Annotated in this window: 21 protein-coding genes; 4 read left to right on the plus strand and 17 right to left on the minus strand. The window is 67.7% G+C overall.

What is annotated here, in order from left to right:
- Positions 1-9 precede the first annotated feature (9 nt).
- The 4 genes from CBM2588_RS27515 to CBM2588_RS27530 form a co-directional block, all read right to left on the minus strand.
- Positions 10-1,221: a molybdopterin molybdotransferase MoeA gene (locus tag CBM2588_RS27515; protein ID WP_115683410.1), complete on the minus strand. Its 1,212-nt coding sequence runs from the start codon at positions 1,219-1,221 to the stop codon at positions 10-12.
- Positions 1,215-2,060 carry a formate dehydrogenase accessory sulfurtransferase FdhD gene (gene fdhD / locus CBM2588_RS27520; RefSeq protein ID WP_115683411.1) on the minus strand — a complete coding sequence of 282 codons (846 nt, stop codon included), beginning with the start codon at positions 2,058-2,060 and terminating at the stop codon, positions 1,215-1,217. The genes CBM2588_RS27515 and fdhD overlap by 7 nt, the downstream gene beginning before the upstream one ends.
- A 129-nt stretch (positions 2,061-2,189) precedes the next feature.
- Positions 2,190-4,520, minus strand: coding sequence for an FdhF/YdeP family oxidoreductase (locus tag CBM2588_RS27525; protein ID WP_115683412.1), 2,331 nt, complete (start codon positions 4,518-4,520; stop codon positions 2,190-2,192).
- A 191-nt stretch (positions 4,521-4,711) separates the two neighbouring features.
- The gene (locus CBM2588_RS27530; protein WP_231942293.1) at positions 4,712-5,392 is read right to left on the minus strand and encodes a carboxymuconolactone decarboxylase family protein; all 681 of its coding nucleotides are present in this window, start codon (positions 5,390-5,392) and stop codon (positions 4,712-4,714) included.
- A 382-nt stretch (positions 5,393-5,774) separates the two neighbouring features.
- Here CBM2588_RS27530 and CBM2588_RS27535 point away from each other — a divergent pair, with 382 nt between their 5' ends.
- Entirely contained in the window at positions 5,775-6,095 is a 321-nt protein-coding gene (locus CBM2588_RS27535; protein ID WP_231942294.1) for a lactate/malate family dehydrogenase, read from the plus strand.
- On the opposite strand, the gene CBM2588_RS27540 is transcribed toward CBM2588_RS27535, so the two are convergent.
- The gene (locus CBM2588_RS27540; protein ID WP_115683414.1) at positions 6,076-7,617 is read right to left on the minus strand and encodes a transglycosylase SLT domain-containing protein; all 1,542 of its coding nucleotides are present in this window, start codon (positions 7,615-7,617) and stop codon (positions 6,076-6,078) included. The genes CBM2588_RS27535 and CBM2588_RS27540 overlap by 20 nt on opposite strands.
- 165 nt (positions 7,618-7,782) lie before the next feature.
- Between CBM2588_RS27540 and CBM2588_RS27545 the strand changes: the two genes are divergently transcribed.
- Entirely contained in the window at positions 7,783-8,334 is a 552-nt protein-coding gene (locus CBM2588_RS27545; RefSeq protein WP_115683415.1) for a GNAT family N-acetyltransferase, read from the plus strand.
- 30 nt (positions 8,335-8,364) lie between these two features.
- Here the strand turns inward: CBM2588_RS27545 and fabI are convergent, their stop codons facing one another.
- From fabI to CBM2588_RS27590, 9 genes are all read right to left on the minus strand, one after another.
- On the minus strand, positions 8,365-9,147 hold the full coding sequence (fabI, locus tag CBM2588_RS27550) for an enoyl-ACP reductase FabI (RefSeq protein ID WP_115683416.1): 783 nt from the start codon (positions 9,145-9,147) through the stop codon (positions 8,365-8,367).
- A 77-nt stretch (positions 9,148-9,224) separates the two neighbouring features.
- Positions 9,225-10,415 carry an acetate/propionate family kinase gene (locus CBM2588_RS27555; RefSeq protein ID WP_115683417.1) on the minus strand — a complete coding sequence of 397 codons (1,191 nt, stop codon included), beginning with the start codon at positions 10,413-10,415 and terminating at the stop codon, positions 9,225-9,227.
- A gap of 4 nt (positions 10,416-10,419) precedes the next feature.
- On the minus strand, positions 10,420-11,358 hold the full coding sequence (locus CBM2588_RS27560) for a phosphate acetyltransferase (protein ID WP_115683418.1): 939 nt from the start codon (positions 11,356-11,358) through the stop codon (positions 10,420-10,422).
- Positions 11,359-11,433: 75 nt separating this feature from the next.
- Positions 11,434-13,749: a DUF3141 domain-containing protein gene (locus tag CBM2588_RS27565; RefSeq protein ID WP_115683419.1), complete on the minus strand. Its 2,316-nt coding sequence runs from the start codon at positions 13,747-13,749 to the stop codon at positions 11,434-11,436.
- Positions 13,750-14,145: 396 nt separating this feature from the next.
- The gene (gene phaZ / locus CBM2588_RS27570) at positions 14,146-14,979 is read right to left on the minus strand and encodes a poly(3-hydroxyalkanoate) depolymerase (protein ID WP_115683420.1); all 834 of its coding nucleotides are present in this window, start codon (positions 14,977-14,979) and stop codon (positions 14,146-14,148) included.
- Between the two features lie 63 nt (positions 14,980-15,042).
- A complete protein-coding gene (locus CBM2588_RS27575; protein WP_115683421.1) occupies positions 15,043-15,483 on the minus strand; it encodes a phasin family protein in 441 nt (146 codons plus the stop codon).
- A gap of 84 nt (positions 15,484-15,567) precedes the next feature.
- Complete coding sequence (locus tag CBM2588_RS27580) at positions 15,568-17,277, minus strand: alpha/beta fold hydrolase (protein ID WP_115683763.1); 1,710 nt, start codon at positions 17,275-17,277, stop codon at positions 15,568-15,570.
- 125 nt (positions 17,278-17,402) lie between these two features.
- Positions 17,403-17,867, minus strand: a complete 465-nt coding sequence (locus CBM2588_RS27585; RefSeq protein ID WP_115683422.1) for a MaoC family dehydratase — start codon at positions 17,865-17,867, stop codon at positions 17,403-17,405.
- A 250-nt stretch (positions 17,868-18,117) separates the two neighbouring features.
- Positions 18,118-19,137 carry an AraC family transcriptional regulator gene (locus tag CBM2588_RS27590; protein WP_115683423.1) on the minus strand — a complete coding sequence of 340 codons (1,020 nt, stop codon included), beginning with the start codon at positions 19,135-19,137 and terminating at the stop codon, positions 18,118-18,120.
- Positions 19,138-19,385: 248 nt separating this feature from the next.
- Here CBM2588_RS27590 and CBM2588_RS27595 point away from each other — a divergent pair, with 248 nt between their 5' ends.
- On the plus strand, positions 19,386-20,144 hold the full coding sequence (locus CBM2588_RS27595) for a DsbA family oxidoreductase (RefSeq protein WP_231942295.1): 759 nt from the start codon (positions 19,386-19,388) through the stop codon (positions 20,142-20,144).
- 100 nt (positions 20,145-20,244) lie between these two features.
- Here the strand turns inward: CBM2588_RS27595 and CBM2588_RS27600 are convergent, their stop codons facing one another.
- Positions 20,245-21,996 carry a SulP family inorganic anion transporter gene (locus CBM2588_RS27600; RefSeq protein WP_115683425.1) on the minus strand — a complete coding sequence of 584 codons (1,752 nt, stop codon included), beginning with the start codon at positions 21,994-21,996 and terminating at the stop codon, positions 20,245-20,247.
- A 221-nt stretch (positions 21,997-22,217) separates the two neighbouring features.
- Between CBM2588_RS27600 and CBM2588_RS27605 the strand changes: the two genes are divergently transcribed.
- A complete protein-coding gene (locus CBM2588_RS27605; protein ID WP_115683426.1) occupies positions 22,218-22,565 on the plus strand; it encodes a hypothetical protein in 348 nt (115 codons plus the stop codon).
- Between the two features lie 46 nt (positions 22,566-22,611).
- On the opposite strand, the gene CBM2588_RS27610 is transcribed toward CBM2588_RS27605, so the two are convergent.
- Both CBM2588_RS27610 and CBM2588_RS27615 read right to left on the minus strand, forming a co-directional pair.
- Positions 22,612-23,022, minus strand: a complete 411-nt coding sequence (locus CBM2588_RS27610) for a hypothetical protein (protein WP_231942296.1) — start codon at positions 23,020-23,022, stop codon at positions 22,612-22,614.
- Positions 23,019-23,936: a DUF2950 domain-containing protein gene (locus tag CBM2588_RS27615; protein ID WP_115683427.1), complete on the minus strand. Its 918-nt coding sequence runs from the start codon at positions 23,934-23,936 to the stop codon at positions 23,019-23,021. The genes CBM2588_RS27610 and CBM2588_RS27615 overlap by 4 nt, the downstream gene beginning before the upstream one ends.
- Between the last annotated feature and the right edge of the window lie 15 nt (positions 23,937-23,951).

Below are 23,951 nucleotides of genomic sequence, written 5' to 3' on the forward strand. Positions count from 1 at the left end.
CCGCCGGCATCAGCTGAGCCAACGCTGGAGATCATAGTACGGCAGCGGCACGTTTTGCAGGGATCCGGCGCATTGGGGTTCCACCCGCACAAAGCCGCACGCCTGGCCGAGCGCGGATACGGACGCCGCGCCCTGCTGTGCATTGACCTGCACGAAGCTGTCGCGCCCCCCGAAATTGCCGATCTCGCCCACGCGCCAGAAGGCATCGCCGCGGTGCGGTCGCGTTCCGGCCAATGCCGCCCTGACCCGGCCGACTGGCGGAAATAGCTCCGACCGTCCTTGCAGGCGGCGCAGCAAGGGCGTCACCAGCAGCGCGAAGGTGGCATAGGCGGCAGCGGGATTACCCGGCAGGCACACCACGGGCTTGCCGCGCAGGCGCCCGACCGTGACCGGCTTGCCGGGCTTCATGTTGACGCCCCGGCAAAGCAGTTCGCCACCGGCGGAAGCCAGCGCCGCCGCCACCAGGTCGCGCTGCCCGACCGAGGCCCCGCCGGTGACCAGCACCAGGTCGGCGGCGCCGGCCAGCTCGCGCAGCATGTCGTGCAGCGCGCGCTCGTCGTCGCGCACGTGGCGGTGGCAGCTCACCACCGCGCCCATCGCCTGCACCAGCGATTCCAGCATGGGGCCGTTGACGTCATGCACCTGGTACACATCGCGCGGCTCGTCGTGCGCGGCGACCTCGTCGCCTGAGGTCAGGATCGCCACCTCGACCAGCCGGCAGACCTCGGCCTCGGCCACGCCCTGCGATGCCAGCGCGGCAATATGGCCGGCATGCAGCAGCGTGCCGGCCGACAGCAGCAGGTCGCCCCGGCGCGCATCCTCGCCCTGGCGGCGGATATGCTGGCCGGGCAGCGGCGCCCGCGCGCACACCATACCCTGGTAAGTCTCGTCGGCATCCTCCAGCGCGACCACGGCATCGGCGCCGGGCGGGATCACGCCACCGGTGTAGATGCGGATGGCATGGCCGGGCAGCAGCGGCTGCGGCTGGGTGCCGGCATAGACCACCTGCTGCAGCGGCAGGCAGGCATCGGCGCGGCAGTCCGCGCAGCGCACCGCATAGCCATCCATGGCGCTGCGGTCGGCCGCCGGCGTGTCGATCACCGCGGCCACGTCGCGGGCCAGCACGCGGCCGGTCAGCAGGCCCAGCCACACGGTCTCGGTCTCGCGCACCGGCTGCGCGCACATTGCGAAGACGGCCTGGGCCTCGTCGAAGTTCAGCATGCCGCGTCTCCGCGTGTGCCTTGCATAGACGCACTGGTGTAGTCGACGTAGCCGTCCTGCCGGCAGAAGCTGAGCAGGCGCACACCGGCCTGCTCGGCGATGCGGATGGCCAGCGCGGTCGGCGCCGAGATCGTCGCCAGCATCTGGATGTTCATGCGCGCGACCTTGCGCACCAGTTCATAGCTGGCGCGGCTGGACAGCAGCACGAAACCGTCCGCCATGTCCACGCGCTGCAGCGCCAGGTGGCCGATCAGCTTGTCCAGGCCATTGTGGCGGCCGACATCTTCGAACACATGGAGGATCTCGCCGCCGGCATCGCACCAGGCCGCGGCATGGACGCCGCCGGTGGCCTGCATCAGCCGCTGGTGCGACGGCAGCGCGGCGACGGCGCGCTCGATCATGGCGCGCGACGGCACGATCGGGGCAGCCGGCTCGGGCATGCGCGCCGGCTCCAGGTCCAGCAGCGCGATGCTTTCGAGGCCGCACACGCCGCAGCCGGTGCGTCCGGCCAGTGCGCGCCGGCGCGCGCGCATGGTGGCGAAGGCGTGCTCGCTGATCTCCATCTGCACTTCGGCGGCGTGCGCATGCATGCGCACCTCGAGATCGTGGATCTCGGCGTTGCGTGCGACGATGCCCTCGGTCAGCGAGAAGCCGACCGCGAAGGCCTCGAGGTCCAGCGGCGTGCACATCATCACCGCATGCGAGATGCCGTTGTACACCAGCGCCACCGGCAGCTCCTCGGCGACGTTGTCGGTGGCCGGCTGGGTCACGCGGCGCTTGTGCCGCACGATGTCACGCGTTTCAAAGCCGGTGTGTCCGGCCAGTTCGGTGGATTCCATCTGGAGTCTCTTGAAGAATATTGATGCAGCCTTGCACGCGCGTGGCTCCTCCCCTCTCCCGCGCAGCGGGAGAGGGAAGCGCTCATCAGGGGTCGTGGCTAGCCTTCGTCGCAGCGGTGCACGGGAAGATCAGCGTGCCACCACTTCGGGCTGGTGCCGTGACGGCGTCAGCAGCACCGGCACCGACTTGGAGGTGGGCGTGCCGCAGCCATCGCCGGTGCTCTCCAGCGGCACCAGGGGATTGGTCTCGGGGTAGTACGCCCCGACGCACCCTTGCGGGATGTCGTATTCGACCAGCACGAAGTCCTCGACCCGGCGTTGTACGCCGTCGTCCCAGACGCTGGTGATGTCGACGTGCTGCCCCGCCTCCAGGCCCAGCCGCGCCAGGTCCGCGGCATTGATAAAGACCACCCGGCGCAGGCCGAACACCCCGCGGTAGCGGTCGTCCAGGCCATAGATCGTGGTGTTGTACTGGTCGTGCGAGCGGGTGGTCATCATCACCATCAGCCGGTCGCCATACTGCTGGCGCGCACGGTTGATGGGGGTGTCCTTGTCGATGCGGTTGACCAGGAACTGGGCCTTGCCCGATGGCGTATGCCAGACCCGGTGGCACGCCGGCGGGGTCAGGTGGAAGCCGCCCGGCACCGCCACGCGCTCGTTATAGCTGTCGAAGCCGTCGATCACCTGCTCGATGGCATCGCGGATGCGGGCGTAGTCCTGCGCATACCAGAGCCAGTCGATCGTCTCCGAGCCCAGCGTGGCTGCCGCCATGCGCGCGACGATGGCGATCTCCGACAACAGGTGCGGCGATGCCGGCGCGTTCATGCCGAAGGAGATATGGACCATGCAGACCGAGTCCTCGACCGTCACGCCCTGCGCCACGCCGTCCTGCTGGTCGATCTCGGTGCGGCCCAGCGTCGGCAGGATCAGGGCTTCCTTGCCGTGCACCAGGTGGCTGCGGTTGAGCTTGGTGGCAATGTGCACAGTCAGGTCGCACTGGCGCAGCGCCGCGAAGGTGCGCGGCGTATCCGGCGTGGCGGTGGAGAAGTTGCCGCCCAGCCCGACAAAGACCTTGACCTTGCCCGCCAGCATCGCCGAGATGGTGTGCACCACGTCATAGCCATGCTGGCGCGGCGGCTCGAAACCGAAGGCGGCCTGCAGGCGATCGAGGAATTCCGGCTCGGGCTTCTCTTCGATCCCCACCGTGCGGTCGCCCTGCACGTTGGAATGGCCGCGCACCGGCAGCAGCCCGGCACCCGGGCGGCCGATATTGCCGCGCATCATCATCAGGTTGGACAGGATCTGCACCGTCGGCACCGAATGCTTGTGTTGCGTCAGCCCCATGCCCCAGCAGGCGATCACGCGCTTGCCGCGCGCATAGACCTGCGTGAGCGCGTCGATATCCTGCTGCGGCACGCCCGACTCGGCAACGATGTCGGCCCAGCTTTCGGCACGCAGGTCATCGACAAAGTCGCTGAAGCCGACGGTGTGCTCGCGCACGAAGTCCACGTCGATCAGGCGCTCGCGGCCGTGACGGATGGCCTCGTCGTCCAGCTCGACCAGGCGCTTGGCCATGCCCTTGATCAGCGCAAAGTCGCCGCCCAGCCGGGGCTGCACGAACATCGACGCGATCCTGGTGCTGGACCCGGTCAGCATCTCCACCGGGTGCTGCGGGCTGGTGAAGCGCTCCACGCCGCGCTCGCGCAGCGGATTGATCGACACGATGGTGGCGCCGCGCCGCGCGCATTCGCGCAGTTCGCCCAGCATGCGCGGATGGTTGGTGGCCGCGTTGTGGCCGAACAGCAGGATAGTGTCGGCATGCTCGAAGTCATCCAGCACCACGGTGGCCTTGCCCACGCCGATGGTCTGCGGCAGGCCACGGCTAGTGGCCTCGTGGCACATATTGGAGCAATCGGGAAAGTTGTTGGTGCCATAGGCGCGCACGAACAGCTGGTACAGGAACGCGGCCTCGTTGCTGGCGCGGCCCGAGGTATAGAACGCGGCCTGGTTCGGATCCGGCAACGCGCGCAGGTGGCGCGCGATGAGCGCAAAGGCCTCGTCCCAGGCGATCGGCCGGTACTTGTCGGTCTGCGCATCGTAGGCCATCGGCTGCGTCAGGCGCCCGTGCTGCTCCAGCTCATAGTCCGTCTGCGCCATCAGCGACGTCACCGTGTGCTGCGCGAAAAACTCCGGGGTCACGCGCATGCTGGTCGACTCGGCCGCCACCGCCTTGACGCCGTTTTCGCAGAACTCGAAGGTCGAGGCATGCTGCCGGTCCGGCCAGGCACAGCCGGGGCAGTCGAAGCCGTCGGCCTGGTTCTGCTTGAACAGCATCTTGTAGTTGCCGCCGGCCACCTTCTCCTTGATCAGGTTGATGGCAACGTACTTCAGCGCGCCCCAGCCGGCGGCGGGATGGGTATAGGGGGCGATGTGGCCTGTTTCAGGCTTGGGGGTGCTCATTGGCTTGGTGTCCTGTAACGGGGCGCCGCCCGGCCCGTCCTGTCTTGCGAAGCCAGGACGGCCGGAGCGTTGCGGTGACACCAGAGTAGATTTCCGGCGGCCAGGCCGGTGTGTACAAAGCGGAGGGCGGGCAGGGAGTACAGTTTTGTGGTGTGCCCCGAAGCCGCCGCGACGCAGCCGCGGCAAGCGTTCTACTTCGCGCCAGGGGCAGTGGCCAGATGCCGCGCCAGGGCTTCGCCGGCCCTTCGGGCGCTGTCGGCATCCACGCGTTCGGCAAGTACGCGGGTAAGCTGCCGCAGTTGAGCGGCCGTGAGGCCGACGTTCAGGCTGATACGCATGTGCGCCTGCAGTTGCGACTCGGCGCCGGGCAGCGCCGACAGCATGCCGAGCGTGGCCAGTTCGCGGCTTTGCCAGTCGAGGTTGTCGCGCTCGAAGATATCGCCGAACAAGTGGGTCTTCAGGTAGTCATCGATGGCCGGGGCGAAGTCAAACAACGCGCCCTTGACCGGCGCGCCGGACAAGCGAGTCTGGTTGGCCGTTCCCGCGGCCAGCAGCGCGTCGCCCTGCGGCGGGGGGCGGCTGGGCAAGGCGCCGGCTGCGTCCCGGATGCCGCGCTGCCTGCGCCCTTCCACCACCTTCATCAGTTCGGCCAGCGCATTGAGGCTACGCGGAAAGCCGGCGTAGGCGTATAGCTGCACCAGGATTTCCTTCGCCTCATTGACCGTCAGGCCGGCATTCAGCCCCTGGTTCAAGGCGCCGTTCAGCCTGGCGATGTCGCCTGCGGCACCCAGCGCGCCGATCGGCACGATGGCCTGCTGGCGCGCGGTCAGGGTTTCAGCTGGGCTAGGTGCGGCTGCTGGCGTGCTGGCCATGTTGCGGGACTCCTGCGCTGCCGGGGCAGCATGGCTCGCGGCGACAAGGCCCCAGCCGATAACCAGTGCGATCACGCCGGTCCGCAAACCCCGGCGCAGCCTAGCGGGCGTTGTATTGCGCATCGGTGACCTTCTCCATCCATGTGCCATGGCCTGCGTCGGCAAGCAAGCTGCCAAAGCAAGCAGCGCACTGGCGAGCAGCTGCGGCGCCCGGCGCTGCAAAGGGGTCCAGGGAGGAAATCGACGCGTTGTCATCCGCTGCATCTTCGCGGATTCATGCCGGACTGAGTAGCAAATGGATGCTTAAAGGCTTTATAAGCCGGGCTAATCAATGGCCGCGCGCCGACTGGCTGATACGCGGGACGAATTAGAGCTCCCGTGAGTGCGCGGACCGGCTGGGAACGACCTGGCCCATGCCGCGGCGTTCTGGGGGCACAATCGCTTCCACGCTGGTGAATACGAAGACGCCCGCGACGCAGATATCATCGTGATAACGGCCGGCGTCGGTGTGAAACCGGGCCAGACACGCCTGGACCTGGCCAAGACGAATGCGGAAGTCGCGCTCGAAATTGTCGATCGGGTGGCCGGGCTCGCACCCAATGCAATTTACGTCATTGCCGCCAACCCCTGCGACGTTCTTGCCGCTGTCGTATTTGACCGCCTCCATGGTTTGGCTGCCGCCGCTATTTCTGCACCTGCCTGAGCGCGCGCTCGCGCGACGCCTGCATGTCCTGCATCAGCCGGTACGCCGCGTAGTACTTGAAGATATTGCGCACATAGGTGGTGGTCTCGATGCCGATCTTCTCCGCCACCACGATCTCGACGTTGTTGAACCACTTGTCGGGATCCAGTCCGCGCGCCGCCGCTTCCTTGCGCATCTTGGCGATATTTCCCGGCCCGGCGTTATAGCTGGCGAAGGCGAACAGCGGCCGGTCCGCTTCCGAGAAATGCGCGTCGGGAAAGTATTTCGTCATCAGCCGGTCCATGTACTTGGCGCCGGCGTGGACGTTGGCCTCGGCCATCCGGATATTGCCGACATTCAGTTCCTTGCCGGTGGCTGGCATGATCTGCATGATGCCGACCGCCCCCACATGGCTGCGCGCCTCCTGGTTCAGCTGTGATTCCTGGAAACCCTGCGCGGCCAGCATCAGCGGGTCGAAGCCATAGTCCTTGCCGTACTTTTCGAAGAAGGCGATGGTCTGCTGGAAGCGCTTGTACTCGGCATCGTCCGTATTGTTCTTGATCTGCTTGATGCGCAGCATGGTCTGCTTTAGCCGGTACTCCGCTCCGCCCTGCTTCTTGACGACATTGAGGTAGAAGTCCTCGATTGCCTGCCGCAGTTGCGGGCTGTTCTTGCGGTAGGCCCAGCCGGTATAGCTACCTTCGCGCACGGCCAGGTCTTCGCGCACCTTGATGTTCGGCAGGATCTGCGCCCACGTCGCGGCCTTCCAGTCATCGACCACCAGGATCTGCAGCACGCCCGCGTTGAGCATCTCGAGCGCGTCTTCGTCCTCGAGCGCGTCGGGCAGCATGACCAGCTTGACCGGCGCCTTGCCGGCGCGGCGCAGGCCGTCGTTCAGCACGGTCAGGCTTTCGAAATAACTGCTGGCGCGACGGACATGCACGGTCTTTCCGGCGAGATCGTCGAGGCGCTGCAACGGTGGTGCCTTTGGCCCCGTGACCACCAGCTCGCGCACCGGCTTGCGGTCGCGCGGCGCGGTGAAGTCCACCTGCCTGAGCCTGCTTTCGGTTTCGGTGAGGTTGCCGGCGGCGATATCGCCAAGTCCCGCCATCAGGTCGGGCAGCAGCCGGTCGCGCGTGGTCGGGATGATGATGATGGTCAGCGGGCGCTTGCCGAGCTGGTCGGCGTATTTCTTGTTCAGGTAGCGCTCGAAGTCGCGCACCAGCTCGGCGGTCAGTCCGCGCTCGCGGCCCTTGTCGCTGAAGTAAAGCGTGCGGCTGTACGGCACCAGCACGCGAATGACGCGGCTCTTGAGCATCACGTCGAAGTCGCCGGTACGGGGCTTGTTGGCAAGGTTCAGGCCGCGCGGCTTGGCGGGAGTGGCCTGGCCGGTCGCGGGGGTAGCGGCAGGGGACGACGCTGGCGGATTTGGCGATGGCGGAGCTTGCTGGGCTGCGGCAGAGGGTCCGCAAAGGCTGAGCGCGCCCATCAGGCCGTACAGAAGAAGGCCTGCCAGCCAACGCGAAGGGCGGACAGCGGACATGGCGGGATCGCAAGCCGCGCAAGCAAGCGCGCGGTTTGCCCATATGGAGTCTAGGCATGAAATGGGGAGTTGCAAGCGGGTGCCGGCACCGGCATTGCGCATCAACTACTATGAACTGGATCTGCCCAGGTTATTCCCTGCTCACCTCATCTATCTTCACTGCCCATGCAAGAGTGCGATCCGGCAAACGTATTTGCACCATTCAACGTCACCGTGCGCGACGGTCGCGAGCTCCTGGTGCGGGAGATCGGCGAACGTGACAAGGCCGGCCTGCTGGCCGCGTTCAACCAGCTGTCCGCCGATGCGCGGTATACCCGCTTCATGGCGGCCATGCGGCAACTGCCGGAGGCCATGCTCGAGCAGGCGACGCATCCGTCGCCGGAGCGCGAGTTTGCCCTGGTGGCGATCGCCACGGAGAACGACGCGCCCGCCATCGTCGGCGGTGCCCGCTATGCTGCCGCACCGGGCAGCGACGCTTGCGAGTTCGCCGTGACGGTCAGCGACGACTGGCATGGGCTCGGCCTCGCCAGCCAGTTGCTGCGGGTATTGATCGATGTTGCCAGGCGCCGCGGCTATCGGCGCATGGACGGCTATGTGCTGTCGTCGAATACCGCCATGCGGCGCCTGGCGAAGCGCCTGGGATTTGCCGACACACCATGCCCCGACGACGCCACGCTACGTGTCGTCACGCTGGCGTTGCAGGCCAGCGGGCAATAGCCGGCGCGGGCGCCCGGTCACAGCCGGCGCTCAGGCCATGATGTTGACGCCGCCATCGACATACAGGGTTTCGCCCGACAGCCGCCGGGCGTACGGCGTGGCCAGGAACGCGCAGGTGTAGCCCACGTCCATGATGTCGACCAGTTCGCCGAGCGGCGCGCGCTGCACCGCGTCGGCGAGCATCAGGTCGAAATCCTTCAGGCCCGATGCGGCGCGGGTCTGGAGCGGCCCGGGCGAGATCGCATGCACGCGGATACCCTGCGGGCCAAGCTCGTACGCCAGGTAGCGCGACACCGCCTCGAGCGCCGCTTTCACGGGTCCCATGACGTTATAGTTCGGCACCACCTTGTTGGCGCCGTGATAGCTCATGGTGAACATCGTGCCGCCATCGCGCATCAGCGGCGCCGCCAGCCGGGCCATGCGTATGAAGGAATGGCAGGATACGTCCATGGCCCGGGCGAAGCCTTCCGCCGAACAATTGAGCAGGCCGCCCTGCAGGTCGTCCTTCGGGGCCCAGGCCACCGAATGCAACAGGATATCGAGCTTTCCCCACTGGTCCCGGATCCGCGTGAACAGCGCATCCATTTCCGCCTCGCTGGTCACATCCAGCGGAAGGAAGATCGGGGCGGAAAGTTCCTGTGCCACCGGCTCGACATATTGACGGGCTTTTTCGCCGGCATAGGTGATGGCAACTTCCGCGCCCAGTTCGTGGAAGGCCCTGGCGCAACCGTAGGCTATGGAATGCGTGTTCGCAATCCCGCAGACGAGTGCCCTGGTATTGGCGAGAATCGGCTGTCTGTTCTCGGGTGTCATGTCGCGTCCCCTGAAGGTTCATTGCTGACGCGGCGCCCATCGCGCCCTGTCGGTCCACTGCTCTGCCGGTGCGGCGGTCATGGCGCGGGCGTTGCGATGATCTCCCGGGTATGCCTGGCGATCATCAACTCCTCGTCGGTCGGGATGACCCAGACGGGTACCTTGCCCGATACCTCGCTGATCCGCGGCCCGTTACGCGCATTGGCCGCGGCATCGATGCTTACGCCCAGCCATGCCGCCTGCCGGCACACGCGCTCGCGAACCGGTGCCGCATGCTCGCCGATGCCCGCGGTAAATACCAGCGCGTCCAGTCCTTGCGCGGCCGCGGCGAGCGAGCCAAGCTCGCGCGCGATGCGGTACGTGTACACCTCGACCGCAAAGCGGGCACGCGCGTCGTCGCTGGCAAGCAGTGCGCGCATATCGCTCGACACGCCGGACATGCCGAGCAACCCCGACCTGCGGTAGATCAGGTCCTCGATGGCCCCGGCATCCATGCCGAGCTCGCCGATCAGGTACAGGATCACACCCGGATCCAGGCTGCCGCAGCGCGTTCCCATGGGCAGCCCGTCCACGGCGGTGAAGCCCATGGTGCTGGCCACGCTGCGCCCCGCCACCAGTGCGCACATGCTGCTGCCATTGCCGAGATGGGCGACGACGGTGCGGCCCGCGGCCGCGGCGGCGTCGATGCGCGGCAGGACGCTGGCAATGTACTCGTAGGACAATCCATGGAAGCCATAGCGCCTGACGCCGCGGCCGGTAATTTCCACCGGCAGCGCGAACGCCTGCGCCGCTTCCGGCTGCGCACGGTGGAAGGCGGTGTCGAAACACGCCACTTGCGGCAAGGCCGGACGCCGCTGCGCGAGAATGCGGATGGCTTTGAGATTGTGCGGCTGGTGCAGCGGCGCGAGCGGGCAAAGCGTGTCGAGCTCCGCCAGCAGCGCCTCGGTCACCCTTGCCGGCTGCGTGAAGCGCACGCCGCCGTGCACCACCCGGTGCCCCACCGCGGCGAGCGTATGCCCTTCCCCATGGCCGCGCAGGAAATCCGCCAGGTAGGCGATAGCGCCTTCGTGCCCGAGCTGGGTGCCGGCATCCCACTGCCTGGCTTCGACTTCGGCGCCGGCCGCATCGGCCGCGCGAAACGCCGGAGCGGTGTAAAGCCCTTCGATGCTGCCGCGCAGTACCAGCCTCAGTGCGTTGTCATGGACATCGTAGGCGCGGTACTTGAGGCTTGACGAGCCCGCGTTCAGGACCAGGATGATCTCTGCCATGACGTCACCCCGCCACCTGGGTGGACTCTCGCCGCGCCTTGGCGACCAGGGCAGCCACCGCGCACGACGCCAGCCGCGTCGTCACCGTGTCGGCGCGGCTGGTCAGGATGATGGGCACGCGCGCGCCCAGCACGATGCCGGCGGCATCCGCGCCGGCAAGGAACGTCAGGCTCTTGGCGAGCATGTTGCCGGCGTCCAGGTCGGGCACCAGCAAGACGTTGGCGCGCCCGGCCACCGGCGAATCGATCTTCTTGATGCGTGCCGCATCCAGGTTGATGGCATTGTCCAGCGCCAGCGGGCCGTCGACCACCGCGCCGGTGATCTGGTGGCGGTCGACCATCTTGCACAGCGCGGCGGCTTCGATGGTGGATGGCACCTTGGGATTGATGGTCTCCATGGCCGACAGGATCGCCACGCGGACCTCCTTCAGTTGCAGGGCGTGGGCCAGGTCGATCGCGTTCTGGAGGATATCGGCCTTTTCGGACAGGGTCGGGGCGATATTGACCGCGGCGTCGGTCACGATCAACGCGTCCTCGTGCCCGGGCACGTCCATCACGAAGCAGTGGCTGATGCGCCGGGCGGTGCGCAGGCCGCTGTCGCCCGCGACCACCGCCCCCATCAGCTCGTCGGTGTGCAGGCTGCCCTTCATGATGGCCTCGGCCTTGCCTTCGCGCACCAGTTGCACCGCGGCCGCCGCCGCCGCGTGGCTGTGCGGCGCATCGACGATCGGGTACGCGCCGACGTCGATGCCGCTGGCACGCGCGGCGTCCTCGATGCGGCTGCGCGGCCCGACCAGGATCGGCGCGATCAGGCCCATGCGGGCCGCCTCGGCTGCGCCTTCCAGCGATGCGTGATCGCATGGATGCGCCACCGCGGTCGGGGTGGGCGGGATGGTCTTGCAATAGTCGATCAGCCGCTGGTACTTCTCATGTCTGGCGTTCACGGCAGGCTCCTGCTCTGGTTTCAGCGTGGTCGGCGGGCGGCGCTGGGTCCGCACGTGGTCTCGTACCGCATCGCCCTAGGATGCACGGGTGAGCGATGCGCCACCGGCGCGGCCGCGCTCGGGTTTCGGCGCCAGCACCGCGCGGATCCGCCCCAGCATCGCAGCCTGCTCCGCCGTGGGGCTGGTGCCAAGCAGGCGCTCGTCGGTACGCAGTTTTTCGGCCAGCGCATGCAGCCGCTGACGGTCGGCCTGGTGCCTGAGCAAGGCCGGCAGCGTCTCCAGCGCCTGCTCGGGCGCGTACCGGGTGATCAGCTCCTGCTGGCCCCGGGTCTTGCGCCAGGCGTCAGGGGGCAGTTCCGGCAGGAAGTCCGCGTAGTCCGTCACCAGCTCCTTGCGCAGCTCCAGCCGGGACAGCGGCAAGGGCTCGCCCTTGCGATTGAGCAGGCAGGCCAGCCGGGCAATCGCCTCGGTGTATCCGCCCTCGCCGACCGAGGCCAGCGCGGCCCTGACTTCCGGCGGTTCCTGCGGCGCCATGGCTGCCGGCGCGGAAGGCTTGTCCAGCGACAGGAACGAGAACAGGTTGGCGTACAGGTTGAAGAACGACGCCTCCGTCATCGCGTCACGCACGGCGCGGTAAGCGTCGAGGCCGGCACTGAGCATTTCCGCCCCCGCCTGTTCCTGCTGCCTCAGCGGATGGTCATCCGCCATGGCCTGGCGGTTCGCCCTGACCGCCTCGGCCGCGGGCTTGAGCCAGGCCATCCAGGGATTCAGGTCCGACAACGCCCAGTTCTGCACCCGCAGCGGATGGAACTCGCGCAGCATCCGTGCCGACGCCTCGTTCGACATGGCCTGGACGAACGGTTGCGCGAACAGTTCATAGGCGCGCTGGTTGAAGTCCGACAGCGCGGCAACGGCCTCGAACGGTTTCTCGTCGGCCCGCTCGAAGCGGTTGAGCCGGCCGGCGAGCTCCTCCAGCGAATGTTCCTCGAACTCGACCTCGTATTCGATGCCATCGCCGCGCTTGTGTTCGTGGATGACCATGCCGTAGAGGCCCGGGGGCAGCAGTTCGATGCTCTTCAGCACCGAAACGATCTGCGTATGCTCCTTCTTTGCGACCTTGCCGGAGACGAAGATGCCAAGATGGCCCACGCTCCGGTGCATCATCCCGACGATGACCTGGCCGCGCGCCTTGATTTCGTCGGTACTGCCATAGACGTCAACGACCCAGTTGAAGGCCTGCTGCGGCGGCGTGATGTTGTCGCCCATCGATGCAAACAGGACGATCGGCGCCCGGATCTCGCGCAGGTCGAAGCCCTTGCCGCCTGCCGCCTTGACGTCGCCGCTCCACAGCTTGTTGCCGACGAACAGGTTGCGCGTGATCCATTCGATCTCCTCGCGGTTCATCAGGTAGTAGCCGCCCCACCAGCGCTCGAACTCGAGGAAGCGCGGCGGCTCGGTGTCGGCCTTGCGGTACAGGTTGTAGTACTTGTCCCACAGGCTGTTGGCCGGGTTCAGGTTCTCAAAGTTCTGCACCAGCCAGGCGCCGTCGAACTTGCCGTTGCCGAGGTCCGCCGTAAGCGATGCCAGCCAGGTGCCGCCCAGCAGGCCGCCGGAATAGCGCATCGGGTTGTCGCCCTCGCCCGCGCTCCAGGCACCGCTCCAGTACGACATCGGCGCACCGTTGATGACGATCGGGCCGGTGTCGTCCGGATCCGATGCACCGAGCATCATCGCGGCCCAGCCCCCCTGGCAATTGCCGATGATGGCCGGCTTGGCGCTGTCCGGATGCAGGGCGCGTACCTTGCGGATGAACTGTTGCTCCGCCTCGCATACGTCGAGCAGCGTCTGCCCCGGCTCCGGGTCACGGAAGAAGATAACAAAGTAGACCGGGTGGCCGGCACGCATCGCCACGCCCACCTGCGAATCGTCCTTGAACCCGCCGATACCCGGGCCGTGCCCGGCACGCGGATCGATGATGACATAGGGGCGGCGGCTGTCATCGATGGTCACGCCTTCGGGCGGCGTGATTTTCAGCAGCGCGTAGTTGACTGGCCGCGCGAACTGGCGGCCATCCATCACGGTTTCGTAGTCGAAGTGCAGGACCGGCTTGAGGCCGTGCGTAGCGTTTTCCACAAAGTGGTTGCCCCGCTCCCTGAGCGTGTCCCAGAACAGGATGGCACGCTGCATGCTGTCGACCGCGTAGGCATAGCCGTTCATCGGATCGAGGCCGGCGGCCCACTTCGCCGGCGCGGGGGCCGCGCTGTCCTCGCCCATGGCCTGCTGCACACGATGTATATAGGCCTCCTGCGCGTTCCTCAGCCGCTTTTGCAGCACGACGCCCGTCTTGACGCCCACTTCACGCGCGTGAGCCAGTTGCTTGCCTGCATCCATGCCGTCCTCCGCCAGGAATCCTGCAATATCAATTGCCTATGGTGGATACCCCCCCCTTCAGCCTGCCCGGGTTGTCCCGCCATACCCTGGACCGGCCCCGTGGGATGTACCCCGGGCGTACATATTCTTGCTCTGACCAACTTTAATGGGAGCCGGTCCCGCGACAGAGATGAAATTTTTCCAAATGCGAGATAAGTAAAACCGCCCACCCGCCAGGGTGATGCCCAGCTCACGAATCGCAGCATGCGCCCCCCATCCGGGGTAATGCCGTTCAGTTAAGTCATCAAACACTACCGTCATTCCCGCCTACGCGGGAACGACAGTGGTTAACTGAACGGCATTACCCCCATCCGGGGGCCGTGCTGCGTGCGTCAAGGCGTGCGCTGAAGCGGTTGACTATGCGCGCAGGAAGCGGCCGATGGTTCTGGCCGCGCTGTCGGCGCCGGTCACAAGAAAGAGGTGGCCGTCGTCGACCAGCTGCAGCGCCGCGTGGGGAATGGCCGCGGCCAGGATCCTGGCATTGACCGGCGGCACGATCGGGTCGTCGGTCCCGTGCATCACCAGCGTAGGCTGCTTCAGCGCGCCCAGCCAGGGCAGGCTGCTCCAGCCCCAGGCCGCCAGCAGCTGGTAGAGGTAGCCGCGTCCGCGCGGCGGCTGCATGTGCCGGCCGTGCTGGTCGAGCCATGCGGGGTCATGGCGCACGGCGCCGCCATACAGGTCGGCGCCAACGCGGCGCAGGTACTGCGGGTCGGTATAGCGGCGCAGGCCGATCATCTTGGTCAGCACTGACAGCCTGCCGGGCACCATGATGACGCCGGGCGAGGTCGCCGCCAGGACCAGGCGCCTGCAACGGTGGGCCTGAAGCCGGGCAAACTCCTGCGCCAGCGCTCCGCCCCACGACACCCCCAGCGCATCGACCTGGCCATCGTAGCCAAGGCGCGACAGCAGCCGGTCGGCCAGCACGCAGAGACTGGAGAAGCGGTAAGGCATCAGCGGCGCGGGCGAGCCGCCCACGCCGGGAACGTCGAAGAGAATCACTTCGATGTCGGGCAGTGCGTCGACAAAGGGCCTGAGCAGTTCGAAGTTGGCGCCGATGCCGTTGAAGACCAGCAGCGGCGGGCCGGCGTCCCGGCCCGGCCGGATGCCGGCCCGCAGTACCTGGCCGTCCAGATCCACGGTCCGGACCTGGAGCTTGTGGCCGGCTTGCGTGCCGGCATTGATGGTTGTCATCGGTTCGTCCTGGAGACGTTGGCGCGCGGGCATGGCCGGCGCGCCGGCCTTGCCCGCCTGCGTTCATGCCTTGGGGCGCAGGATGCCCTTGACCTCCTCGACGTTCTCCGCGATGCGCCGGCCGACCGTGGCGATGCTGTCCGCCTGGGTCTTGTAGAGGGTATCGCTCAGGCCGCGCAGGCCGGCCACGGCCTTGTGCAGCGAGCGCGGCAGCGCTTGCGCCACCGTGGCGGAAGCCTTGCCCTCGGCGGGCTGGCCGCCGCGCGCCAGCGCCTGCAGGTCGGCGGCGGTGTCGCACAGGTACTCGGCCTGCAGGCGCACCACCGATTGCAGGCCGCTCAGCAGCGTGATGTTGATGCTGGCCAGCGCCTCGATGTCCTTGCGGCGCGACTCGAGGATCGCGGCCGGGTCAAGGCGATTGTGCCGGACGAAGTCAAGCAGCTTGCGGTGCGGGGCCTGGGACGCCTGCCGGGCGGCGGCGTCAGCGGTGTTGGTCGATTCCATCTGGGTGTCTCCTCACGGTTGGGTTGCAAAAATCGAAACTGGGGTTGGCCGCTGCGGCATGGGCCGGCGCCCATGGGCTGCGCATCACGCTTCGGTCACATAGCGTCCGGGCGCATCGCCACAGGGTGCGAATTGCGCGCTGCCGGGAACGTCGGGCGCGCGGCGCTTTGGTCCCGAGCGCGCCTGCAGCCACTGGCTCCAGTGTTCCCACCACGAGTCCTGCACGGCGGTCGCGTCGTCAAGCCAGGCCTGCGGATCGGCGGCCGGCGCGCCGCCACGGAAGAACTTCGCCTTCGGGTTGCCGGGGGGATTGACCAGGCTCTGCACGTGGCCGCTGGAACTCAGCACGAACTCGGTGCGCCCGCCAAAGGCGCGCATCGACCGGTAAACCGCCTTCCATGGCGTGATGTGGTCGGTCATGCCGGCCAGCACATACTTGTCGCAGGTCACGTCCGACAGCGTGATGGCGTGGCCCAGCACGTGCAGCGTGCGCGGCGTGGCGAGCTGGTTCAGCGTGAGCATGTCGAGGAACTGGCCGTGCAGGCCGGCGGGCAGCCGCGTGGTGTCGTTGTTCCAGTAGAGGACATCGAAGGCCGGCGGCGCATTGCCGAGCAGGTAGTTGTTGACCCAGTAATTCCACACCAGGTCGTTGGGCCGCAGCCAGGCAAAAATGCGTCCCAGCGCCGCGCCGTCGAGCACGCCGAGCGCCTGGCTGCCCTGCCGCGCTGCGGTGACGGCCTCGGGCGTGCTGAACAGCCCGAGCTGCGACTGCGCATCGAGTCCGAACACCGATACCATCAGCGTCGCGGCATGCACCAGCTTTTCGCCGCTGGCGGCGCAATAACCCATCAGCGCCGCCATGGTCATCGCACCCGAGCAGGCGCCATGCAGGTTGACGTCGGCACTGCCGGTGATGTCGCGGATCGCCCCGATCGCCTCGATCAGCGCGCTGACATAGGTATCCAGGTTCCAGTCGCGCTGCGCCGCGGTGGGATTGCGCCAGCTGACGATGAATACCTGCAGCTCCCGCGCCAACAGGTACTCCACCATGCTCTTGCCGGGGGCCAGGTCGAACACATAGAACTTGTTGACCTGCGGCGGCACGATCAGCTGCGGCCGCGCATGCACGCGGGCCGTGGACGGCGCGTACTGGATCAGTTCCAGCAGTTCGTTGCGGAACACCACCGCGCCCGGCGTCGTCGCCAGGTTCCGGCCGACGCTGAAGGCTTCCTTGTCCACCTGGGCCGGCATGCCGCCGTTGCCCAGGGTATCGGCGACCAGGTTGGCCAGCCCGCTGACCAGGTTCATCCCGCACGACTCCACCGTCTTTCTCAGCGCGGCGGGGTTGCCCAGCAGGGTATTGGTCGGGGCCAGCGCATCGATCACCAGCTCGGTGAAGTACTGCGCGCGGTGCTTGCTGCGCGCGTCCATCACCGAGCGCCGCACCAGGCCGCCCAACGCGTCTCGCCAGGCCTGGTAGCCCTGCAGCGACATCCGGTACAACGGGTTGTCGCGCCAGGCGGCATCGCCAAAGCGCCGGTCCCGCGCCGACGGCAACGGCGCCGAACCATCCAGGACGCTGACGAGATCGTGCGCCAATTGCGCCTGCTGCTCGAGCACGAGCACCGGCTCCTGTACGCACTGGGCGCCGATCTGCTGCGCGGCGCTGACGAAGTCCTCCGGCCTCAGGCCGACGAATGGATTGGGACCGGCCAGCGCCGGGTTCGCGTCGATGGCTTCGACGGCTTCGACGGCTTCGACGGCTTCGATGGCCCCGGCCGCGGTGGCGGCCATCACCGTCGCGGCCTGCCGGTTCCTGCCGGCTTTGCTGGCCGGCGCGCGCGCCCTGGATGCGGTTGTCATGTTGCTGCTCCTGCCTCTGCCTTGTTTTCTGCCCTGTTCCGGTGTCGTGTCCCGCTTCATGCCATCACAAGCGCGAGGGCTTCCGCCACCATTGCCGGCCTGGCTTCACCCTCGACTTCCATCGTGTTCTCCATGCGCAACAGCACGCGGCCGTCGCCCTTGTCATCGACGGCCAGCAGCCTGACGCGGTTGCGCACGCGCCCGCCTGCCCTGACCGGCGCCAGGAAGCGGGTCTTCTCCAGGCCGTAGTTCACCGCGGCGCGCGCGTCGCCCGGCACCACGCCCATGCCGGTCAGCTTTCCCGCCAGCAGCGACAGCGTCAGGTAGCCATGGGCGATGGTGCCGCCGAACGGGCTTTCCTTGCGGGCGCGCTCGACGTCAACGTGGATCCACTGGCGGTCCTCCGTGCATTCCGCGAACGCGTCGATGCGCGCCTGGTCCACTTCCATCCACTCGGACACGCCGAGTTCCTTGCCGACGAACGCGCAGAGCGTTGCCATGCTGTAGCCTTCGATTGCCATATGTCCCCTCGCTTGATTCGGTGCCGCGCGTTGGCCCGCGCGGATCTGATGCCGGCATCGTAGTGGCGGCGCCCGCCAGGGCGGCTACCAAATCCGGCCCAATCGCTGACAAAACCTGCCGCTTTGCGGGCGTGTGCCGCGGCAGCCGCGCAATGCGCACGCAAAGCCGCCCGTGATGGCGGAAACGGTCAGTCGCCGGCCGGCGTTGCCGGCACATTGCCTGGCTGAGATATGCAGCTGTGATACGCGGCTACGGCGCGCGGCGGTAGGCATTCGGCGTGCTCCCGGTCCAGTGGCGAAAGGCACGATGGAACGCGGTGGGATTGTCGAAGCCCACGTCGAAGGCAATGGCCGCGATCGGATCCGCCGAGCGCGTCAGGCGCTGAATGGCGATATCGCGCCGGACATCGTCCTTGATGGCCTGGAAGGTGGTGCCTTCCGCGGCAAGGCGGCGGCACAGCGTTCGCACCGAACAATGCAGCGCCAGCGCCGCGGCCTCGATCGTGGGTGGTTCCGGCAGGCGCTCGGCCACGTACTGCCGCACGCGATGACAGGTCATCTGCTCGTCGAACGAGACAAAGATCCAGTCCTCGGGTGCGCGCGCCAGGAATTTCTCCAGATCCGGCTTGCGTTGGCGCACCGGCATGTCGAGGTAAGCCGCGTCAAAGATCATGCGGGTCCGCTGGCAGCCGAAATGCACCGGACCGGGAAACAGGTAGAGATGGTCGCTGGCCAGCGGCGGCCGGCCGGATGGCAGTTCCACCGCCTGCAGCGGAATCTCCTTGCGGACCAGCCACGACGTGACGCCATGCACCAGCTTCAGCATCAGTTCGCGGCCCAGCATGCTCACGGCGGGCGACGCCGGATACTCCATCAGCTCCACATAGCCCGAAGCCCCATCGCGCCGCGACTCGACGCGGAAATCGTCGAGGATCAGGTGGAAGAACTGCCCGAACCGGTGCAGCGCCACTTCCAGCCTTGGCGCATCCAGCAAGCTCAGGCACAGGTACTTGAGCGTGCCATTGCGCAGCGGGCGGCTGAAGATGCCCGGCATTTCATCGTCGTGTTCGTGCGCGAGCAGCCGGTACAACGTGGCGAACTGCTCTTGCGTCACGCGCGCCGCCGGCTCCGCCAGCAGTTCGGCCGCAATGCCGGAGCGCTCCGCCAGCCGCGCGATCGCCATGGGGTCGGCGCCGCAAAGAAAGCCGTTGACGACGGAGATGGGGACGGTAGGAGACAAGGCGTTCACGCTAGCGCGCCGGCAATGCATGCCGCGGGAAAGAGGTCGGCGCATTCTGCGGCGGCCCCCAGCGAACGCGCAAGCTGCCAGTGGCTTGCCGGACATCGTGTTTTCCCTGCCTGTCACGAAATGTCAATTGATCGTCCCGAATCGTCAAAATTTCGTCGGACCATTGGACCAAACTCCGTGCTCACCGCAGACGGCAACAAAAGCCGCCGGACCGCGCCGCCGGAGACCCGGCAGGCGCGCGCACCGATGACATGATCAGGAGCCAACGCATGCAATACCCCGACAATTCCCCACACCCCGACAACGGTTCCAGGCCCCAGTCGTTTGCCTCGGATCAACCGGCGACACTTTCGGTCGAGGCCTATTTCGACCTGATCTGCCCCTGGTGCCTGATCGGCAAGAAGCACCTGGAAACCGCCATCGATTGGCTTGGCCGCGAGCGCCCGGACGTCGCCGTGCAGGTGGCGTGGCGTTCTTATCCGCTGATTCCCACGACCCCGCCTGCCGGCCTGCCGTACCGCGAGTTCTACCTGGCGCGGCTGGGCAGCCCGGAGGCCGTGGCGATGCGACAGGCGCAAGTGCGTGCCGCGGCAAAGGATGCCGGACTCACGCTGGCACTGGAGCGCATCGAAACCTTCCCGAACACGCTGCTGGCCCACCGGCTGGTGCGCCATGCGCGCCAGCAGGCGGGCGCTGGCGTGGCTGGCTTGCTGATCGAAGAACTGTTCCAGCGCTACTTCATACGCGCCGAAAATATCGGCGACCCGCGGGTACTGCGGCAGGCCGCGGCTTCGTGCGGCATCGCCTTGCCGGAGCATGCCGACAGCACCGGCGCGCATGACCTGGACTGGCTGCCATCGGTGCACGGCCCGCTCGACCCGCCGGCGCGCCCCGGTCTCGGGGTTCCCTGTTTTGTGTTCAACGGCACGCACAGCGTGTCGGGTGCGCGGCCGCCCGAGGTGCTGCTCCAAACCATGCACCAGGCGCTGGCACGTGCCAAACGGCGCGCCACGTTGGCGGCCGGCTAAGGACTTGAGCGCTGGCCGCAAGGCCACGGCCCGATAAACCCTCCCGCCCTAATACGACAACCGGAAAAAACGGCGCACCTCGTTGCCGAACCGCCGCGGCTCACCCCGCGCCGGCCGCAGGCGCCCTGCCCTTGCCGACGTAGTCATCCACCGCGCCGCCGACGGTGGCGTGGAAGTTCTTCTCGCCGATCAGCTCCAGCAGCTCGAAGCGCTTCAGCTTGTCGCGCACCGGATCCTTCATCTCGGCCAGGTGCACCGCGATGCCACGCTCGTGCAGCGTCCGGATCAGTTCGCGCAGCATGTCGGCCGAGGTCACGTCCACGCTGGTGACGGGCTCGGCGGCCACCACCACGCGGCGCACCGGCGTGGGCGAGTCCTCCACCGCCTCCATGAGCCGCTCCTGGAACAGCTCGGCATTGGCAAAGAACAGCGGCGCATCCCAGCGGAACAGCAGCAGGCCGTCGATGCGTTTCGCATGCGGATAGCGTTGCACGTCATGATAGCCACGCAGCCCTTCGACACGGCCGAGCACGGCAAAATGCGGCCGCCAGCCATCCCACAGGAACTCGATCACGGCAATCACCACGGCCAGGCAGATGCCCGGTATCGCGCCAAACACCGCCACCGCGGCAAAGCACACCATGGACAGCCAGAACTCCCATTGCTGGATGCGATAGATGCGCCTGAGATCCGCAAACTCGAACAGGCCGAGCGCGGCGGCAATCACCACTGCGGCCAGCGCGCTGCTGGGCAGGTACTGCAGCAGGTTGGGCGCCACCAGCAGCAGCAGCGCCACGGCCAGCGCGCCGACCACGCCGGTCAGCTGCGTCTTCGCCCCGGCGGCCTCCGCCACCGGCGTGCGCGAGGCGCTGCTGCTGATCGGGAAGCCCTGGAAGAAGCCCGCGGCCAGGTTGGCGGCGCCCAGGCCCACCATCTCCTGGTTCGGGTCGACCCGGGTGTGGTAGCGCGCCGCATAGGTGCGCGACAGCACGCTGGTATCCGCGAACGCAATCAGCGCCACGGCGCAGCCGCCCAGCACGATCTTGACCAGGTCGGCGCCGCTGAGCCACGGCAGCGCCAGTTGCGGCAGGCCCTGCGGGATCGGGCCGAGCACCTTCACGCCGGCCCGGTCCAGGCCGAACACGCTTACCGCGATGGTGGCCAGGACCACCGCGATCAGGATGCCGGGCAGCCGTTCAAAGCGCTTGAGGAGCAGGATCAGCACCAGGCTGCCGGCGCCGACTGCAAAGCTGTACCAGTTGGTCTGGCCGTCCAGGATGGCCCGGCCCAGCGCCAGGATCTCGCGCAGCGGCCCGCCCTCGTCGACCGAGATGGCAAACAGCTTGGGCAACTGGCTGACCAGCACCGTCAGCGCGATGCCATTCATGTAGCCGTAGCGGATCGGCTTGGACAGCAGCTCGGTGATAAATCCCAGCCGCAGCAGCCCCATCACGATGCAGACCACGCCCGAGACCACCGCCATCATGCTGGCCGCGGCGATCGCGCGCGCGGGATCGCCAGCGGAGACCTGGATCACCACGGCGAGGATCGGCGCCGCCAGCGCGGAATCCGGCCCCAGCACCAGCACCCGGCTGGGACCGAACACGGCATAGACCAGCAATGGCACGACCGTGGCATACAGCCCGTACACGCCGGGCACGCCCGAGGCCTCGGCATAGGCAATGCCGACCGGCACGAGCATGGTGGTCAGCACCAGGCCGGCCGCCAGGTCGCGCGGCAACCACGCGGCCTGGTAGGTCCTGAGCATGGTCAGGCCGGGCAGCCAGCGCCACCAGCCAGGCTCGGGCCGTGCGCTGCGCTCGCCGGGCGGGGTAAGCGGTTCAGTCTGCATGGGGGCTGTCCTGGGTGAAGGCGCGCTGCCGCTTGCGTGGACTACAGGCGCCGGATGCGTGTCAGGGCTGTGCCGGACCAGGAGGCGCGTGCGCCGGCAACAAGGCACTGGCAATCCACGCCTTGGCACATATCATGGTTGTCGGGCCGGACGATCGGGCAATGGTGCTCGCGGCCCGCGGCACCGCCATGCGGCATTGCCGATCGCAACCGGGGTCTTTCATGCTGATCTCCAGACAATGCATGGCCGTGGCGCTGCTGGCGCTGGGCTGCACCGCCGCAAGCGCACAGCATGCCTCGACGCCGGATGCCGCCGGCGCCATCGCCGAGGCCGTGCAGGGCGGCGCCAGCCCCTACCGCCCGCCGGCTGCCGCCAGCGAAGACCCGGACCAGGCCAGGCGGGCCAAATGCGAAGCGCTGAAGGCGCAGTACAACGCCACCCCGAAACAGCGCTCCTACCAGTCTTCCGGCCCGGCCACGCAGACAGCCCAGGGACGCACGATCCCCAAGATCGAGCGCGACAAGTCCCGCAAGTCTTTGCAGGAAGCCTACCGGGCCAACTGCACGTAGCCGCGCCGCGGGCCGCGCGCGCGCCGGCGTGGCAAGGGAGGCCGGCTCAGCGCCCCATGCGCGCGTCATAGCTGCGCGAGATGCGCTGCATCAGGCCCGGGTCGTCAGGGTCGCCGCCGTCGAACTGCACCCGCACCGTGCCGTCGGCCTGGCGCCGAACGCTTGCCGACACCGGCCGGTTGTTGCGGCTGCCGGCGATGGTGCCGGCGGTTGCGTCCTGCACCCGGATCGTGACGCCCTGGTCTTGCAAGGCGCCGGCCGCGGCGTCAAAGGCGCGGTCGTAGCGCGTGGGCTGCGAGCCCGGGTAGGTGGTTGGCACCATCGCCACCGGCTCGACCGGGTAAGGGTAGGCGCACGCCGACAGCCACAGCACCACGCCAGCCGCGGCCACGACACCCGGCACAGCGCCCGCGCGCTTGATGGCACGCTTGATGGCCCCCCGTGTAGCGCACGTCATGGCGTCACCCGGCTCCAGCCGGGGCCGGGGTCGAACGACCGGATCTTCGCGGCCTGGGCCGCACTGTCGGGCCCGAGGTCGCGCTCGAACAGCTGGCCGTCGTGGCTGACCATAAAGCTCTGCACGCCGGTATCGCCGTACTTCACCGGCCAGGCCAGCACCGCAAACCCGCCGAAGAGCTTGCCGTTGACCACATAGTTGTAAGCGCCGCCGGGCGCATGCGGGCCCTGCGCGGTCAGCAGCTTGTAGTGGTAGCCATAGTAGCCCTGCCCCGCCTTGCCCTTGCCGGCCGTGAGGAAAGCCGCACCCAGCGGGCTGGGCGGCTCGCCGTCGCGCGTCGGGTAGTACAGGCCATCGCGCTTGCCGGCGGTGCTCGCCAGCTGGCCCGCATAGACCAGCACGCCGTCGCCGTCGTGGTCGGTCTGGGCATATTCGCGCTGGGCATCGTAGATCGCCAGCATGGTCTGCATCACCGCCAGCTCGTTACGCCCGACACGGCGCAGGCGCATCTCCTCGACCCCGGCGCGGGTATCGAACTGCCAGCCCCTGGCGCCCTTTACCAGCGGCACCGGCAGGGTCCAGCCGTCGTTGCCCACGGCGATGCGGGCGTGGCTGTCGTCGACCGGCTGGAGCGCGTGCGCGACCTGCCATTGCTCCAGGAAGCGTTGCCGGATTTCCGCGCCCACAGGCGGGATCAGCTGGCGAAAATCATTGCCCAGCAGCGCTTTCATGGCAGTGTCGTCCTGGCGGGCAACAGCGTCGCCGAAGGCGTTCATCGCTGCCTCGGCCGAACCGAAGGGCTTCTGCGCGCGCGCCGCCGGCCCGTACGCCATGGCAAGCACGAGGAACAGGCCGGGCAGCCAGCCCAGATACCGGACCGGATGGCGCAAGGCAAGCGCGAGAGGTGAGGTCATGATCGAGGCTCCCTG

It is taken from the genome of Cupriavidus taiwanensis (genome assembly GCF_900250075.1).
GTDB lineage: Bacteria > Pseudomonadota > Gammaproteobacteria > Burkholderiales > Burkholderiaceae > Cupriavidus > Cupriavidus taiwanensis_C.

Coding starts and splice junctions, on each gene's coding strand:
- CBM2588_RS27610 (WP_231942296.1), bottom strand. CDS start 23,022: ATGACGTGCGCTACACGGGGGGCCATCAAGCGTGCCATCAAGCGCGCG.
- CBM2588_RS27555 (WP_115683417.1), bottom strand. CDS start 10,415: ATGGCAGAGATCATCCTGGTCCTGAACGCGGGCTCGTCAAGCCTCAAG.
- CBM2588_RS27575 (WP_115683421.1), bottom strand. CDS start 15,483: ATGGAATCGACCAACACCGCTGACGCCGCCGCCCGGCAGGCGTCCCAG.
- CBM2588_RS27545 (WP_115683415.1), top strand. CDS start 7,783: ATGCAAGAGTGCGATCCGGCAAACGTATTTGCACCATTCAACGTCACC.
- CBM2588_RS27615 (WP_115683427.1), bottom strand. CDS start 23,936: ATGACCTCACCTCTCGCGCTTGCCTTGCGCCATCCGGTCCGGTATCTG.
- CBM2588_RS27530 (WP_231942293.1), bottom strand. CDS start 5,392: ATGGCCAGCACGCCAGCAGCCGCACCTAGCCCAGCTGAAACCCTGACC.
- CBM2588_RS27580 (WP_115683763.1), bottom strand. CDS start 17,277: ATGGCCGCCACCGCGGCCGGGGCCATCGAAGCCGTCGAAGCCGTCGAA.
- fdhD (WP_115683411.1), bottom strand. CDS start 2,060: ATGGAATCCACCGAACTGGCCGGACACACCGGCTTTGAAACGCGTGAC.
- CBM2588_RS27525 (WP_115683412.1), bottom strand. CDS start 4,520: ATGAGCACCCCCAAGCCTGAAACAGGCCACATCGCCCCCTATACCCAT.
- CBM2588_RS27515 (WP_115683410.1), bottom strand. CDS start 1,221: ATGCTGAACTTCGACGAGGCCCAGGCCGTCTTCGCAATGTGCGCGCAG.
- CBM2588_RS27600 (WP_115683425.1), bottom strand. CDS start 21,996: ATGCAGACTGAACCGCTTACCCCGCCCGGCGAGCGCAGCGCACGGCCC.
- CBM2588_RS27595 (WP_231942295.1), top strand. CDS start 19,386: ATGCAATACCCCGACAATTCCCCACACCCCGACAACGGTTCCAGGCCC.
- CBM2588_RS27585 (WP_115683422.1), bottom strand. CDS start 17,867: ATGGCAATCGAAGGCTACAGCATGGCAACGCTCTGCGCGTTCGTCGGC.
- CBM2588_RS27540 (WP_115683414.1), bottom strand. CDS start 7,617: ATGTCCGCTGTCCGCCCTTCGCGTTGGCTGGCAGGCCTTCTTCTGTAC.
- fabI (WP_115683416.1), bottom strand. CDS start 9,147: ATGACACCCGAGAACAGACAGCCGATTCTCGCCAATACCAGGGCACTC.
- phaZ (WP_115683420.1), bottom strand. CDS start 14,979: ATGACAACCATCAATGCCGGCACGCAAGCCGGCCACAAGCTCCAGGTC.
- CBM2588_RS27565 (WP_115683419.1), bottom strand. CDS start 13,749: ATGGATGCAGGCAAGCAACTGGCTCACGCGCGTGAAGTGGGCGTCAAG.
- CBM2588_RS27605 (WP_115683426.1), top strand. CDS start 22,218: ATGCTGATCTCCAGACAATGCATGGCCGTGGCGCTGCTGGCGCTGGGC.
- CBM2588_RS27590 (WP_115683423.1), bottom strand. CDS start 19,137: ATGCATTGCCGGCGCGCTAGCGTGAACGCCTTGTCTCCTACCGTCCCC.